This window comes from Paenibacillus sp. FSL L8-0638 (assembly GCF_038593075.1).
In the GTDB taxonomy this organism is placed as follows: domain Bacteria; phylum Bacillota; class Bacilli; order Paenibacillales; family Paenibacillaceae; genus Paenibacillus; species Paenibacillus polymyxa_D.
Window position 1 is genome coordinate 589,202 of the sequence record NZ_CP151960.1, and the last position, 16,062, is coordinate 605,263.

The window sequence follows — 16,062 nt, forward strand, 5'->3', positions numbered from 1 at the left end:
ACAACATAAGGGGGGGATCGGTTTGAATCGCGCCAAGTCGTCGCAATGGCTACAGCAATGGATTTTTGTAGGGCCCTCGACGTTATTTTTCGTTATCATTATTGTAATCCCTTTCATGCTCGGAATGTACTATTCTTTTACAGAGTGGAATGGAGTAGCCAATCAGGCAAAGTGGGTCGGGCTGGATAATTTCAGTCACATTTTATGGAATGATGACAAATTTGGGACAGCGTTCTGGTTTACGGTCCGTTTTACGGTGGTAGGAGTGGTGGCTGCGAATATTTTTGGCTTTCTGCTGGCGTATTTTCTAACCAAACCGTTGAAAACAAAAAATGTACTAAGGACCATCTTTTTTATGCCCAATGTGATCGGAGGTCTGTTGCTGGGCTTTATCTGGCAGTTTATTTTCGTCAAGGGATTTGCAGCAATCGGAGAGAGCACGAACTTGTCCTTCTTCAATCTGTCCTGGTTGGGAGATGAGATCACGGCCTTCTGGGGCATTGTAATCGTGTTTATCTGGCAAACTGCCGGTTATTTGATGGTGATTTATATCTCTTCCCTAACCAATGTGCCCCGCGATATGCTAGAAGCAGCCGAAATTGACGGAGCTAGTCGGATGCAAATTTTGCGGTCGATTATACTTCCTTTAATCATGCCTGCCGTTACGGTTTGTCTTTTCCTGGCGATATCATGGTCATTCAAAATGTTCGATCTTAATTTGTCACTGACCAAAGGCGGTCCCTTCGGGTCCACAGAGTCGGTTGCACTCAATATTTACAATGAAGCGTTTGTGAATAATCGTTATGGGCTGGGAACAGCTAAAGCACTCATTTTCTTTATCATTGTTGCTCTGGTTACGAGCCTTCAGGTACGACTGACGAAAAGTCGGGAGGTGGAAGCGTAAATGGAAACAAGCAAGCGCTACCGCTTTGGAACATGGGCGACCGAGATAGTGATGATCCTCGTCGCATTGTTATTCCTCGTCCCGTTTTACTTTTTATTCGTGAATTCGGTCAAAAGCTTTGGTGACCTGCTCACCGATTCTGCGGCCTGGCCACAAACCTTTGTATGGAGCAACTACGCTAGAGCGTGGAGCATCACGCGTTTTCCCGAAGCTTTATGGAATTCATTCGTGGTTACGGTAGTTAGTAATCTGCTGCTCGTACTGATCAGCTCAATGGCAGCTTACCGAATGGTCCGGCGTCCGACGCGTTATAATCGAGTGTTGTTCAGCCTGTTCGTAGCTGCTATGGTTATTCCTTTTCAATCGGTGATGATTCCTTTGGTCAAGGTTATAAGTACACTGGATTTAATGAACAGTATAAGTGGTCTGGTCATCTGTTATCTGGGATTCGGAGCTCCAATGTCGATCTTTCTCTTTCATGGATTCGTCAAAGGTGTGCCAGTCGAGGTGGAAGAAGCAGCTACGGTGGACGGCTGTACGCCTTACGGAGTGTTTTTCCGAATTGTGTATCCGTTGATGCTGCCGATGATGGTAACTGTTATTATTTTAAATACGCTCTGGATTTGGAATGATTATCTCCTGCCTTCTCTGGTACTGCAAAAGGCTGAGCTGCGCACGATTCCGATTGCGACCTATGCCTTTTTCGGACAATACACGAAGCAGTGGGATTTGGCTTTGCCTGCTCTGGTGCTGGGCATCTTGCCAGTCATCGCATTCTTTCTGGCCATGCAAAAATATATTATACAAGGTATTATGGCGGGTTCAGTCAAGGGTTGAGTGTGGGAATGAGCTGAAAATGTACACGGTGTGCCACTCCGCAAACGGACGGGTGCTTACCATCGCTGTTGCCTCCAGATTTCCCTGAATAAACGAATAAAGGTGGGAATCTAGAGACAAAGGCGAGCGCTATCGCTTGTTCAGCACCATTCCCTTTGCTCCGTCGCCACATGAATTTTTCGAGTTCATCTGATATGAATTTAAAATAGAAAGGAACATCAAAATGAAAACGCATACTTTTAAAAAGAAAGCTCAAGCATTAATCTTGCTTCTCGCGGCCTTTGCCCTGGTTTTGGCAGGTTGTAACAGCAGTGGCGGACAAAACGCAGGCAAAGAGGAAGTGAAGGAAAAAACCATTCACATTTTTCAGTTCAAGGTAGAGATTGCAGAAGCGCTGAACCGCATGAAGGCGGAATACGAAGCGTCTCACCCAGGGATCAAGCTCGATATTCAGACCGTGGGCGGGGGCAGTGATTACGGAGCGGCGTTAAAGGCGAAGTTTGCTTCCGGGGAGCAGCCGGATATTTTTAACGTCGGCGGTTACCGCGAGCTGGATACGTGGCTGGAATATTTGGAGGACCTGTCTGACCAGCCTTGGGTTGGGGATGTGGTCGATGTCGCCAAAGAGCCGATGACCAAAGACGGCAAGCTGTATGGCCAGCCGATGAATCTGGAAGGGTACGGCTTTATTTATAACAAGGATCTGTTCAAGAAGGCGGGGATTACGGAGACCCCTAAAACATTGTCCGAACTGGAGGGAGCTGCACAAAAGCTCCAAGCCGCTGGGATTACGCCATTTTCTAATGGATATCAGGAGTTTTGGGTGCTGGGTAATCATTTACTGAACGTAGCATTTGCCAATCAGCCGGACCCTTCGGCCTTCGTCAAGGGACTGAATGATGGAACTGCAAAGATTCCGGGCAACGCTGTATTCGCCGAGTGGGTTAAGTTGTTCGATTTGACACTGAAGTATGGCAATTCGAAGCCGCTCACGACCGATTACAACACACAGGTAACGAACTTCGCCACTGGAAAGGCTGCCATGATGCAGCAAGGAAACTGGACTCAGGTCCAAATTGACGGAATTAATCCGAAGCTGAATCTGGGGATTTTGCCTATGCCGATTGGTGAAGACGCAACAGCCGGAGATAAGCTGTTTGTAGGTGTCGCCAACAACTGGGTGGTTAATAAAAATTCGTCTGTCAAACCCGAGGCGAAAGAGTTCTTAAACTGGATGGTAACATCCGAGCAGGGTAAAAAGTATATCACCAAGGAATTCAAGTTTATTCCAGCGTTCAAGAGCATCGAAGGGGCAGAGGCTGATATGGGCCAATTGGGTGCTGAAGTGGTGAAATACAGTAAGGAAAACAAACTGCTGGGCTGGTTCTTTAGCCGCTATCCTGAAGGAGCACAGCAAGAATTCGGAAGTCAGATGCAAGCCTATGTGGCAGGTAAATCGGATGCTGGGAAGCTATTCGATGATTTCCAGAAAACATGGGAAAATTTGAAGACTAAATAAGAACAAAAGCACGCGATAAAGCCTTCGTATGTCAGGGAGATTGCATGATCCTGAACATACGAAGGCTTTTTTGCAAAATTAATTATATATGGTAATGGAGAAGAACAATATCCCCACGGCGTTCTATTTCTTGGAGTTCAAACGTACTTGGTAGTGTTCCCTCTGGAAATAACGGTATTCCTTGTCCAAGCACTTTGGGAATGATCGCAATGATAGCTTTCTCCAGCAGTCCAGCTTGTAAGAAGGCCTGGACTAACTGGCCTCCACCGACTAGCCATACCGCACCTTCCGATTGTCCTTGTAGACGTGGAACCAGTTCAGTCAGAGCTTCGTCCGTAAATGTAATATGTGGCGCCTGCTGTTGCTCCGTTAATGCTCGTGTGAGCACATAGCATGGCTTTCCAGCATAAGGGAAATCATCTGAGAGCTTCAATACTTCCTCATACGTCAGTCTGCCCATCAGCACCGTACCAACGGTATCGTAAAAGTCGGCATATCCATTGTCCCCACCATCTCCTTTAACATCATACAGCCAGTCCACCGAACCGTCCGGCAAAGCGATATACCCGTCGAGACTCATGGCAATATACAGCACAACTGCGTTTGATTTCAAATCCTTCATAGTGTTCATTCACTCCTTTCTATATCCTAATGTTACAATGTATTTATGACATCGTATGTCGTAGTTAAACGGTCATTTTAAATTAATTTTTGATTAGAGGGGTACCTTATGAACGAACGCAGAATTGCTCTTATGAGGATACTGGATTCCCGAAAAAAATATACGGCGCGTGAGCTGGCTGAACGTTTTGGTGTCTCCGTCAGGACGATACAAAGAGATCTCGACTATTTGCAGCAGACCGGATTACCCCTTTATACCGAAATGGGTCCTCATGGCGGGTATCGGGCACTTCCCAATCGGCTTCTTCCTCCCCTTCATCTTGCTCGTGACGAGGCCTTGGGTCTTTTTCTCATGCTGCAACTGTTGGAGAACATTCCAGATATCCCTTTTGGCTCAGTTCGTGAGCATTTATCCGAGCACTATTATGCCGAACTTCCACAGGATGTGCAGGACAGTATCGATCAATTAAAGGAGTACATTTCTTTTCGTATGCTACCTACTCACGCAGATTCACCCTACACCTCAATCATTTTGGAGGCTGCGCTGAATAAGCGCCGGGTGAACATGCATTACCGCTCCGCTTCCGGGGCAAAGTGGACTCAGGTATATCCGATTGGACTGTATTTTGATCACGGATATTGGTACATGCCAGCGCATAGCAGAGACCGCATCATTTTGTATCGTTCAGATCGGGTGATCACAATAACGATGCTGGACGACACCTTGGACACCCTTCCTACACTTCAGGAATGGTTGGCTTCGGAGGATTCCCGTATAGGAATTCCGTCCAAAATAAAATTTACCGCCTTGGGTGTCAGGCTGGCCGGATCAGATGCCCTCTTCCAAAATGTCTCCCATCAGGAAGGGCAGGCTCAGGAATGGCAGGGATATATTCCGGTCGAAGAGTTTAGATATGTATCCCGACTTTTGCTAAAATACGGGCCAGAGGCCGAGGTCGTATATCCCAAAGAACTGCGTGTACAGGTCAAGCAACTGTTGCAAGACAGCCTGAACCCTTATCTGAAGGATGCAAAAGCGGATGATGAAGAAAAAGACAATTAATCCTGTAAATTGATTCTCTTATTTATAGTTAACCACATGAATATTTAAGGTTATTGACTTATGACTTTCCATTTATTTTTGTGATAAAGTTTTGAAAAGAGCCCGTTTTCGTATATGATGAAGAGTAATAATTCAAAAGGCTGGACGGGAGACAGATATGAATCAACCGCTTTATGGGATATGGCTCGGAGATGTGTTTTTTTGCTTTTCTGGTGAGACGTCGGAACCACGTATCGATGCGTGGAGCAGTGTAATTCGCAGGCTGACGCTAAAGGGAGACCTTCGGCCGTTTCGGCAGGCTGCGTTGCGCCTTGCCGAGGTACGGATACCGAACACTGCTCGTGTGGAAACCGCGGGCAGAGGTGGCAAAAGACGTTCCATGCTGGGGCGTACATTGGAGGGCTTGGCGCTGGAACCGCGCGAGACGATGGCACTGCTGACCCGCATGGACGAGAAGGGCTGTGCGGCATCGGGCATTACGCTGGGCGAGGAAATGCAATATTGGCAAAAAGCCGCTTATTTTGCGCTAGAGCTGATGCAGCGGGGCGAAATTACGCCATCGCTTACAGAGGCGCGTCCATCGGGACCACGTCGTCGCGGTCCGGAAGCGGCTGTCGGGGTGTGGATTCCTCGTCTGTATCAAGAGGAGGACATACGCCGCTTTCATGAGCTGGCTGCTGCAATGCCGGCTGTTTGTATGGCGGCTCCTGCCGTTTTCGCGGGTAAGGAGCCTGAAACACGCGAGGATGCAGCCGGAATCGTGCTGTACTCCTTCTTGTGTGCGGTCATCCATGCGGAAACGACCGCGGTGTTGGCAGCATCAGACCGTGAGCTGGGACGATATCGTGCAGAGTATCGGCGCGGAGGATCGCCGCTGACAGAGCTATGGTGGAACAGTCTGCTGACAGGTTCCCGCCCGGTGGCGATTCAGGGAACGCCCGCGGAGATGGAGGAGCTGGTTCTCCAAGCGTCCTCTCTTAAGGGAAGCGCAATGCCTGTCACGGAGCGGGAAGACAAGGAGCCGATAGAAGGGCAACTGCGGTTGTGCCTTCGTTTGGAGCCTTCGCTGGAAGAGAGTGTGAAGGAATGGCGCATTACCTTTTGGGCAGAAAGCGATGCTGAGCCGGGGTTGCGACTGCCTGCTCTGGCACTGTGGGCGCATCCTGAACGCGATCTGGTTCGCGGCGGAATTGTATATCGTCAAGTGCAGGCGCAACTGCTAATGAGGCTCGGACAGGCTGCTGAAGCGGCACCTATATTGCAAGAAGCGTTGAACCGCCCTTATCCCGAAGGGCTGACACTGGAGCCGGAGATGTTCTTCCGCTTCCTGACGGAAGCCGTTCCCGCATTACAAAAGAACGGTATTACCGTGCAAATGCCTTCACGCTGGAGCCGGGAGGGCCGAAGACGTGCAGGCTTGCGGCTCAAAATGCGTTCGACAGAGCAGGGTGCCAAGCCGGATGGTGTGATTGCCGATACATCGACTGTCGGCATTAACCGCATGATTTCGTTTGATGCCGAGGCTGTGCTGGGTGATACAACTTTGACGATGGAGGAACTGGAAAGCATTGTCGCCGCTAATTTGCCGTATGTACGTCTCGGAGGGGAATGGATCGAGGTCGATCCTAAGGAAATTCGTCAGGTGCTGCGCTTTATCAAGCGCGGTGAGAACGGTGAGATGAGCTTGTCCGAATGGATGCATCTGGCCGCAGAAAATGAAAGTGCAGGCGAGGCCTCATGGAAAGGCTTGTCCATCTTTGGCGCGGAATCCGCCGGATTGCTTGCGTCTTTGGCTGAGGGCGGCGTACTTCGTTCGGTAGAGCCGCGACCTGTGCCAGAGACTCTGCACGGCGCATTACGGCCCTATCAAGAGCGCGGCTTTCAATGGCTGGCCGCGATGCGTGGATTAGGTTTTGGTGTCTGCCTTGCGGACGACATGGGGCTTGGTAAAACGATTCAGGTCATCACCTGCCTACTCGACGGTGGCATCGGCGCAGATGATCAACGTCCGGCGTTGATCATCTGTCCGACGTCCTTGCTCGGCAACTGGCAGCGCGAGTTGAAACGCTTTTCACCGGATTTGTCACTGTATATTCACCATGGCAATCAGCGACTCCACGGCGAGCTGTTTCAGGAAAGTGTACGTGAGTATGATATCGTCCTCACTACCTATCATTTGGCGGGACGGGACGGTAGCGATTTATCTGCGGTATACTGGTCCTCCATCGTGTTGGATGAAGCGCAATATATAAAAAATGCACGAACAAAGCAAGCACAAAGCGTCATGAAGCTGTCTGCTCCACATCGGATTGCCATGACGGGTACACCGGTAGAGAATCGGCTGAGCGAGCTGTGGTCTATTTTTCAATTTCTGAATCCAGGTTACCTCGGTACGGCGTCTTCATTCCGCCAACGGTACAGTCTGGCGGGAGAGGAGCGGGGGTCTGCGTTGCGTGAGCTTCATCGCCTCGTCTCCCCGTTCATGCTACGTCGACTCAAAAGCGACCCAGATATACGCAAGGATTTGCCGGAGAAGCTGGAGTTGAAATCCTACTGTGTACTGACACCAGAGCAGGCCGGATTGTATCGGGGCGTAGTGGATCAATTATTGGGAACACTGGATGGGCAGATCGGTATGGCTCGCAAAGGGCTTGTTCTGTCTTCACTGACCAAGTTGAAGCAGATTTGTGACCATCCGGGTCTGATCATTCCGGGTCGGGCTGATAGTGGTAAAACGCAAAACTCGGGCAAAATGGAGCGACTGCTGGAATTGGTAGAGACGATTCGCGAGAACGGCGAATCGGCGCTGATATTCACCCAATATGTGTCGATGGGAGAATTGCTGGTCTCCCGTTTGGCCAAAATCTTCGGGGAAGAGCCGTATTTTCTACATGGAGGACTGGCGAAAACCAGACGGGATGAAATGGTTCACAACTTCCAGCAGGGAGAAGGGCCGAATATATTCGTACTTTCCCTGCGTGCAGGTGGTGTGGGCCTGAACCTGACACGTGCCAGCCATGTCATTCACTATGACCGCTGGTGGAATCCTGCAGTGGAAAATCAGGCGACAGACCGCGTATTCCGTATTGGCCAAAGCCGCAATGTACAAGTGCACAAGCTGATTTGTCAAGGTACACTGGAGGAGCGAATCGACGAGCTGATCGAGAGCAAAAAGGCACTTTCCGAGCAGGTTGTCGGCTCCGGTGAACATTGGCTTACCGAAATGTCTGATGATGAATTGCGTGGTCTGATAGCGTTGCAAAATGATGTATGGATTGAGTGAGCAGAGAAAGGATGAAGGCGATGACGAGGCCGCGAGTGAAGCTGAAAGTAACTGACGGTCAATGGATAGCGGAATTAGACGGAAATGGCTTGGAAGGCGAATCAACGGGTGTACCTTCCGCACATGCTGTCCAATGGACGGGTCCAGCGCCTGTACTAAACCCCGAACAGCGAAAGGCATGGCTGGAGCAGCTAAAAGCAGATCCTTTGGACATCTACCGCTTTTTGCAAGGGGAAACCTGTCTATCGCTGGATGAGATCGTTCAGCTAGCAGCTGAGACAGCCACTTCCAGCATGGAGGATGGCGTGGGTGTAGTCGACGATGTGAAGAAGGCTCTTCAGACCGGGATGGCAAGCGAGCCGCAGACCTGTCTGGAATTGATCGGAATGACGCGGGAAGAACTGCTGGAGTACGTATTCAGTGCTTGGGCCGGAGAGTTATCTCATGTGCAGGGGACATCCCCCGCGCTTGAGTCTACCTCGCGGCCGGAGGGCGGACGCAGTGGATCGGCAGCGATTAGCGAATGGATTGCCGAGTCAGCGGCAGAAGGAGCATTACATCGTCCCGGTGCAGGTTTTCATGCGATTGAGATTCATCTGCCGCAGAAGCTTGTTCCTAAGAAGGAAGCGGATATTACGGCTTTGCTGCCGGGTTTACCCCGTGTGGAAGAGGCATTGAAACTCATACGTGAACGGGTAGCCGAGCGGGCCCGAGCTGCAATTCCGCAAAAACGTCATACTCCGTAACAATTCGGGTATATACTTCCTTTTTCGAGTCTATTCGCCTTCATCGAACGGGATAACGGCTTCGAAGAGTGTCCAAAGTTCAGTTACAATGGGGGAACGGAAAAGTCACTGCAAGTCATGTATCAATTGCAATATTGGAGGAGATACCAGCATGAAACGACATATACAACAGACGCGCACATCTCAGCGATGGACCAAAGCGCTCATTCCAGGGCTGATCCTGCCAGGGCTATTACTGGCAGCCTGCCAGCAGGGAGGATCAGGTGGACAGGAAAGCGAGCCGTTAAAGTCATCTACAGCGGTACAGGAGAATGTGCAGCCTTCCACCCAGCCGGATGCGGGCAATAGCAGCACTAGTGCTGGACAAGCCTCTGCGGGTACAGAAAGTGGACAGGCCGACCCTGTGATGGCGTTGCGGAGCCAGAGTGCGCTGCAAGCCACGGTTAAGGAAGAGGATGGAACCGCGATTGTCACCAATGCGACTTCGGATACAGTCGTTGTGAACAAAAAGCGCAGCTTGCCTGTGGGCTATGTCCCAGACGACCTGGTGGAGCCGCAGGTGCCTTTCTCCTTCGAGGGACCGCATGAGAAGCGGCATTTGCGTAAGGAAGCGGCAGAGGCACTGGAGAAGCTGTTCGACGGTGCGAAAAAGGACGGCATTGAGCTGCGTGCGGTATCGGGATACCGCTCCTATAAGCGTCAGGCGTCTATTTTCGACTACAATGTAAAGACAAAGGGGCGGGATTATGCCTCTAAAGTCGGCGCTGCACCGGGTACGAGTGAGCATCAGACGGGATTGTCCATTGATGTATCCAGCCCAAGCGTAGGTAATGCGCTGGAGCAATCCTTCGGAGCTTCCAAGGAAGGCGAATGGTTGGAACAACATGCACCGGAATACGGATTTATTATTCGTTATATGAAGGGTAAGGAAGATGTGACCGGCTACGTGTACGAGCCTTGGCATATCCGTTATGTGGGAATAGACATTGCGGAGGATGTAGCCAAGCAGGGGATGACGCTGGAGGAATATTTCGACGAGAACAATATCAAGCTGTAGCAGCTAAAATCAAGCCGTAATCCTAGGGATTACGGCTTTTTGTCGTGTTTTTCTTCCAAATTGAACCTTTTCAAGGTAGAATCTCGTATAGTGATCAACGACAGAAGCGCTTTGATTTGTTGCAAACCTCATGATAGAAGCGTACAGGAAGGGAAGGGAATCATCATTTATTATTCATTAACGTATCGCGAATGGTCGGAAGACACTCAAAAGGAACTGCGCAGCCTGACACGGGAATCCGTATCGGGAGATGAGCTGTTTCTACGCAAGCTTGTAGACGCTACGCGTCTCCATGACAAACTATGGTCGCATATCTCGAATGAAAGTGAGGAACATACGGATCATTCCGTCTATGTGACTGAATTTACAGGGGAACGTGCAAAGCCTTACGGGGCGTCCATCACAGACCTCGTGCTTGCCAGTGAGGGAGGTTACACTTCCACATACAGTGCAATGTACTGGATATGGCATGAACCTGCATTCCGTAGTATGGATCAGCGGGAAGGTTCGGTATTTACTTTGGAGTTGGCCCAACGGCTATTAGATCACTATACAGTACTGGGTGGCAAAACATATGAATTTATATATTCGGTACTGGACCCTCAGCTGAAAAAGGTACATCTGTTTGTGAAGGAGGTCGATCTGTGATGGAGCATTCTTGGGACAAAATGAAATCCAAGCCCGGCTCTCGTACACGGATGGCGGCCTTTGCCCTGATGTTGGCTGTCCCGGCAGCTCTGACGGGTTGCGGTGACGACGAGTATTATGACTGCGATGAGCTTCCTGTATCGGAACAAACGGCGTGTCGGGATTCAGGCAGCAGTGGGTATTACTATGGCGGATCGACTTATTATAGTGGAGGCTCCTCATACCATAGCAGTCGTTCTTCTTCCAGCTCATACCGCAAAAGCTCATCCTCATCTTCCAGCTCACACAGCGGTTTTGGCAGCAGCGGCTCACGCAGCGGCTTTTTCTCTGGGGGTTAAGATGAGCATGCGCACGATTCGGCAATTGCCTTATGAACATGACGAGCTTTTTAAGGGTGAAATCAGCCGTATCATCCCGTATCACCGCATGTATGGCAAATCCTATTGCGTGCCGGCCTTAACGGTATATCGGGAAAGCGAGCTGGCAGAGCTTCAGGTTGCTTCTGAGGCGGTACATCGTATTTATCGCAAAGTTCAGCAATTCGTTCAGCGCTATATGCCGGATGAATACCTGGTGGAACGGTTGGGGATTCATCCGGGCTTGCTGCGTGCTGCACGTATGGAGGCCGAGCCGGATGGGATAACCCGCCAGGACTGGATTGTGGGGGAAGCGGGTATCAAGTGCATTGAGAATAACACCGATACCCCAACCGGAATTCCCGAGGTGGCTTATCTCGAAGGAAAGCTGCTAGAGGTGCTGAGTAAGGGAGGAATGTCGGAGGATGACAATGCACTACATGGACCCTCAACTGGAATGGACGAGGCGATTCAGTCTGCCTTGACGGAGCTGATTCATTTTTATAGCCGCAAGGGATTAGGGACAAAGGTGTATTTCACTTGCTATAACTGGCACATCGAGGATCAGACGAACACCAAATATATTATGCGTTTATGTGAACAAGCCGGATTCGAAGTCGTTTATGCTCCTTTGGAAGAACTGGAGATTATCCCGAATGAAGGATTGTATCACCGGGGAGAGCAGATCCGCATTCTCTATCGCCTGTATCCGCTGGAGTATCTAATTGATGACCGGGAGGAGAATACGGGGCTTGAGGTGGGGCAGGCGCTAATGGATATGGTGGCAGACGGGAAAATAGGATTAATCAACCCACCGCAGCATATCATTACCCAGAGCAAAGGGTTCACCGCAACCGTATGGTCACTGTATGAGCGCAATAAGCAGACACCAGAGTTCTGTGGTTTTCGTTTGTTTGACGATCGCGAGCTGGAGGTGATACGAACCTACCTGCTGCCTACGTATTTTGAACCCTCGGTGTTTATGCAAAATAAAGAGCCCTATGTAGCCAAAGGTATATGGGGTCGGGAGGGTAAAGGGACGCACTTGATTGAACATACCGAAGACGAGGAGAGACTAGAAGGCGTCTTGGGAAAGGTTCAAAATGCGAAGACCGACCATCCTGATCTGCTTCACCAAGCTGATGCTCCACGAACACCTGAGCAGGAGGAAGCCGCACATATTGCCGCTTATTATGAAGGACAGCCTAAGATTTATCAGCGGCTGTGGCCGATGCAGAGCGCAGAGGTACAGACCGAGGAAGGGCTATTTCACGGCTATGTGTTAACAGGCATATTTGTAATTGGGGGGCGTTTTGCGGGTGTCCTGCCGCGAATCGGTGAAAAGGTAACAGGTGATATGGCCTACTATTGCGCCGCCGCCGTTGCCACCGTACCTCCTAATCCGCCGGTTGTATAAGCTAAATTGAAAAATATACAATATTCGAACATATCTGTTCATTTTCACAAGTGAGGATTTTGCAAAATCCTGAAGTATCATAAGGAGGAAGAAAATTGGACTCTCATATCAGTTTGGGCAACGCACTGGGCAATGTAGGTATAGGCCTGCTTATCCTGTTTGCCATCTTAATCGTAGGTTATTTTGTGTTCAGCTTACTGACACGTTATAACGATAATCAAGAAATCGCACGCGGCAATGAGGCGGCAGGCATCTATATGGGGGCAAAGCTGCTAGGTCTGTGTATCATCGTGGGGATGGTGTCGTACAGCAGTCATTCATGGCTCGATATGCTGGCCTGGTCGGCTGTGGGCATTGTAGTGCTGTGTCTCGTCTATGTGATTTTTGATCTGGTGACGCCGCGTACCAAGGTGTGCGAGGAAATTGCCAAGGGCAATGTGGCTCTGGCACAGCTGCTGCGTTCAATCATCGTCGGGGTTTCTTTTGTGGTAGGTACATTTTTGATGTAGTCGATATAGAGAAGGAATACCAAGGATTTGCAACACCGGACAACGGAGCTGCAGATCCTTTTTTTATGAGATTGTATTCTCTACCGGCATCAGACTGTTGAATTAAGGGTTGCAACGATCACTTCCTGTGGGGACTATTCTACAAAGCAACGGGTGATACTGCATAGCAAAAGGAATTTGCTACAGAGTTCAAACCAAATTGAAGAGAAGGGAGTTCTGAACATATGAGTACCACCACCTTCCCAACCAAACAAATTCGGATGGGTATCATTGGCCTGGGTCTTATCGCTGAATATCACATGAGATCACTGCACACCATCTCGGGGGTATCTATTGTGGCCGTTAGTGATGTGAATCCCCATCGCCTTCAAGCCATCGGAGAACAATTGCAACTGCCTGCTTCCAAGCGGTACGCCCATTATGAAGCATTAATCCGTGACCCAGAAGTAGATGCGATTCTGTCGCTGACACCCAATGATGTGCATTTTGACATTATTCGTATTGCGCTGGAAAAACACAAAGCTGTACTGGCAGAAAAACCATTGACTCTCACATGGGAGGAAGCGGATCGGTTGAAAAAGCTATATACAGCGAATCCGGTGCCTTTGCTGGTTCACTATAAGCATCGCTACGGCGCGGCCTTCCAATATACCAAGCAACTGCTGGAGGAGCAAAAGCTGGGCAAAATCTATAACATTCAATTCCGTTATCTAATGGATGCATTTGCGCCGTATCGTCAGCATCCGTATACATGGCGTCACAATTTGGCCAAGGCTGGTTCTGGAGTAGTGGGGGATACAGCCTCACATATCATTGATCTGGCCCGTTTTCTGGTGGGTGAATTTAAAAGTGTCGCAGCGCTGCTACATACGATTACACCCGAGCGGCTCGATCCGATTACCCGCCTGCCTGTAAAAGTGGATGTGGAAGATCTCGCTGCCTTTCATGGCATCGTAGGCGACAATACCGTGGGAACCTTTATCACTCATAAAAATGCCATCGGCATACGGCACGATATCGAAGTCGATATCTATGGAGAACTGGGTACACTGCACGCCAGCCTCAATAACCGGGAAAGTATCCGCATTGTGCTGCGTGACCTAGAACACCCGGATGCCGAATACGAGACTTGGACTGTCCCTGCAATCTATAATCATACGGCCTATGAAGATTTTGTTGAGCTGGCAAGGGGAAAGTTTGTGGATCGTGCCCCCTTATTCGAGGACGGCTACAAAAACCAGTGGGTACTTGAGAAAATACTGCAATCATGGAAAGAGAATGGACGTTTAGTAGAAGTGTAGGGACCCGCAAGAGGGTTCCTTGGAAAGAGCAGCCATCTTGCGGTTTAGCAATTCAATTATCTGTAAAGACATCTTTTTCATCATTTTCGCATCTCAACGCTTATAGGGCCTTCGCCTTCACACTCCTTTACCATCAATTTTGTTCCGCATGCATAGTAATGTTTCATGTAAGCTCCACCCTTGTATCCCATTTTTAAATTTGTAAATGTTGCTCTTTATCCCTTTTCTTGCTGCGTTCTTACCCGTCTAGCCCCAATCAGCCGCCAGCCTGTTAATAATGCCGCCACAAGACAGATGGACGCGGACGTCATAAAGACTACATGCATGCCTGTCAGAAAAATTTCTGGATGACCCTGAATCAAGCCGGTGACCCGATAACCAGCCTCTTTACTCATAATATAAAAGAGGATTGATGTGGCCAAAGTGATCCCCACAACCATACCGACGTTGCGAACCAGCGAATTGACGCTACCGGCTGAGCCGAGCTGTGTGCGGGGTACCGTGGACATAATCAGCGAGTTGTTCGGCGATTGGAATAAACCACTGCCAATGCCCAGCATGGCAATCCACAGACCCACGAGCGGGATGGAGCTGCCTGCATGCAGTTGGGCCAATCCAATCTGGGCAATGACCATAACGACCAGCCCAGCGAATGTGAGCAGTTCAGACCCGATTTTATCGGAAAGCGCACCGCTGAGTGGGGCCACAATAACCATAGAGATGGGGAACAACATTAGCAGGAACCCGGCATGAAAAGGCGACAAGTTCAGCATATTCTGCGCATAAAAAGGTGAAATGATGTTAAAGCAAAAGTTAGCGACGAACACCAGAAAAGCACACAAAATACTGAGCGAAAATAACGGATTTTTGAATAGCGCGAGCTGTAGCAGTGGCTGTGGACGACGAAGTTCCAACCTAATAAACATGGCAAAAGCAACTACAGCCACCACCAGCGAAGCAACGATACGTTTGTCGCCATACCCGACCTGTTGTCCCAGCAACAATCCGACGAACAAAGTGAGAATAAAAATAGCAAATACCAAGCTACCGGGAACGTCAATTTTATCTTTCACCTTGATCAAATCCTTCGGCAGAAGCTTCCAGCCAAGAAAGACAGCGACCAACCCTATCGGTACATTGACCCAGAAAATGTACTGCCAGCCGAGTGAGGAGACAATAATACCGCCTAAGCTTGGCCCGGCGATACTACCTAGAGAAACGAAGGTTCCAATGAGGCCAAGTGCTTTGCCCCGTTCATTGGAGGGGAAGACATCTGTCACAATCCCCTGACTGTTTGCCATGGTCATGGACGCCCCAATCGCCTGAATAATGCGGGAAATCAGCAGCATAGAGAGCGAAGAGCTAAGACCGCACAATAGGGAGCCAAGAATGAATACGATTGTGCCGATTTTGAATATTTTGATTTTACCGACGATATCTCCAAGCTTGCCAAAAAATAAAATAGCGGTACATATCGCCATTAAATAGGTGGTTGTCACCCATTCTATCTGTGCCACGGGTAAATGTAATGTGCGAGACAACACAGGAAGAGCGATATTGACGATGCTTCCATCCAATGTGGACATAAATGTAAACAGATTTAAAACAATTAAAATCAGCCAACGTTTCTTCTGGACTTCGATATTCTCTTGATAGGTTGTAGCCGTTGTAGCAGTTGAACTCATCATTACACCTCGTTATCGTTGACAATTTTCATTTAGTTGCACACGCAACTAAATGAACGGTTCTAGTGTACAGCAAATTAGTTGCGTATGCAACAATATTATTGTAAACTTTGCTT

Annotated in this window: 14 protein-coding genes; 12 read left to right on the forward strand and 2 right to left on the reverse strand. The window is 49.3% G+C overall.

Annotation, left to right across the window (positions count from 1 at the left end; translation table 11 throughout):
• Positions 1-22 precede the first annotated feature (22 nt).
• The 3 genes from MKY35_RS02625 (at position 23) to MKY35_RS02635 (ending at position 3,260) form a co-directional block, all read left to right on the forward strand.
• On the forward strand, positions 23-904 hold the full coding sequence (locus MKY35_RS02625) for a sugar ABC transporter permease (protein WP_029515990.1): 882 nt from the start codon (positions 23-25) through the stop codon (positions 902-904).
• On the forward strand, positions 905-1,741 hold the full coding sequence (locus MKY35_RS02630) for a carbohydrate ABC transporter permease (protein WP_342445504.1): 837 nt from the start codon (positions 905-907) through the stop codon (positions 1,739-1,741).
• 223 nt (positions 1,742-1,964) lie between these two features.
• Positions 1,965-3,260 (forward strand): ABC transporter substrate-binding protein, encoded by a 1,296-nt coding sequence (locus tag MKY35_RS02635; protein WP_342445505.1) that lies wholly within the window; start codon positions 1,965-1,967, stop codon positions 3,258-3,260.
• Between the two features lie 82 nt (positions 3,261-3,342).
• Here the strand turns inward: MKY35_RS02635 and MKY35_RS02640 are convergent, their stop codons facing one another.
• The gene (locus MKY35_RS02640; RefSeq protein WP_029515987.1) at positions 3,343-3,882 is read right to left on the reverse strand and encodes a dihydrofolate reductase family protein; all 540 of its coding nucleotides are present in this window, start codon (positions 3,880-3,882) and stop codon (positions 3,343-3,345) included.
• Positions 3,883-3,990: 108 nt separating this feature from the next.
• Here MKY35_RS02640 and MKY35_RS02645 point away from each other — a divergent pair, with 108 nt between their 5' ends.
• From MKY35_RS02645 to MKY35_RS02685, 9 genes are all read left to right on the forward strand, one after another.
• Complete coding sequence (locus MKY35_RS02645; RefSeq protein WP_342445506.1) at positions 3,991-4,944, forward strand: YafY family protein; 954 nt, start codon at positions 3,991-3,993, stop codon at positions 4,942-4,944.
• Positions 4,945-5,101: 157 nt separating this feature from the next.
• Entirely contained in the window at positions 5,102-8,227 is a 3,126-nt protein-coding gene (locus tag MKY35_RS02650; protein WP_039270360.1) for a DEAD/DEAH box helicase, read from the forward strand.
• A 20-nt stretch (positions 8,228-8,247) separates the two neighbouring features.
• On the forward strand, positions 8,248-8,973 hold the full coding sequence (locus MKY35_RS02655; protein ID WP_342445507.1) for a phosphoribosylglycinamide synthetase: 726 nt from the start codon (positions 8,248-8,250) through the stop codon (positions 8,971-8,973).
• Between the two features lie 151 nt (positions 8,974-9,124).
• Positions 9,125-10,030 (forward strand): M15 family metallopeptidase, encoded by a 906-nt coding sequence (locus tag MKY35_RS02660; RefSeq protein ID WP_342445508.1) that lies wholly within the window; start codon positions 9,125-9,127, stop codon positions 10,028-10,030.
• Between the two features lie 90 nt (positions 10,031-10,120).
• On the forward strand, positions 10,121-10,678 hold the full coding sequence (locus MKY35_RS02665; RefSeq protein WP_238794842.1) for a hypothetical protein: 558 nt from the start codon (positions 10,121-10,123) through the stop codon (positions 10,676-10,678).
• Positions 10,678-11,016 (forward strand): hypothetical protein, encoded by a 339-nt coding sequence (locus MKY35_RS02670; RefSeq protein WP_342446585.1) that lies wholly within the window; start codon positions 10,678-10,680, stop codon positions 11,014-11,016. The genes MKY35_RS02665 and MKY35_RS02670 overlap by 1 nt, the downstream gene beginning before the upstream one ends.
• 1 nt (position 11,017) lies before the next feature.
• A complete protein-coding gene (locus tag MKY35_RS02675; RefSeq protein WP_342446586.1) occupies positions 11,018-12,451 on the forward strand; it encodes a glutathionylspermidine synthase family protein in 1,434 nt (477 codons plus the stop codon).
• Positions 12,452-12,546: 95 nt separating this feature from the next.
• Positions 12,547-12,960 carry a DUF350 domain-containing protein gene (locus tag MKY35_RS02680; RefSeq protein ID WP_039270367.1) on the forward strand — a complete coding sequence of 138 codons (414 nt, stop codon included), beginning with the start codon at positions 12,547-12,549 and terminating at the stop codon, positions 12,958-12,960.
• 224 nt (positions 12,961-13,184) lie between these two features.
• Positions 13,185-14,261 (forward strand): Gfo/Idh/MocA family oxidoreductase, encoded by a 1,077-nt coding sequence (locus MKY35_RS02685; protein WP_342445509.1) that lies wholly within the window; start codon positions 13,185-13,187, stop codon positions 14,259-14,261.
• Positions 14,262-14,476: 215 nt separating this feature from the next.
• On the opposite strand, the gene MKY35_RS02690 is transcribed toward MKY35_RS02685, so the two are convergent.
• Entirely contained in the window at positions 14,477-15,946 is a 1,470-nt protein-coding gene (locus tag MKY35_RS02690; RefSeq protein ID WP_342446587.1) for an MFS transporter, read from the reverse strand.
• Between the last annotated feature and the right edge of the window lie 116 nt (positions 15,947-16,062).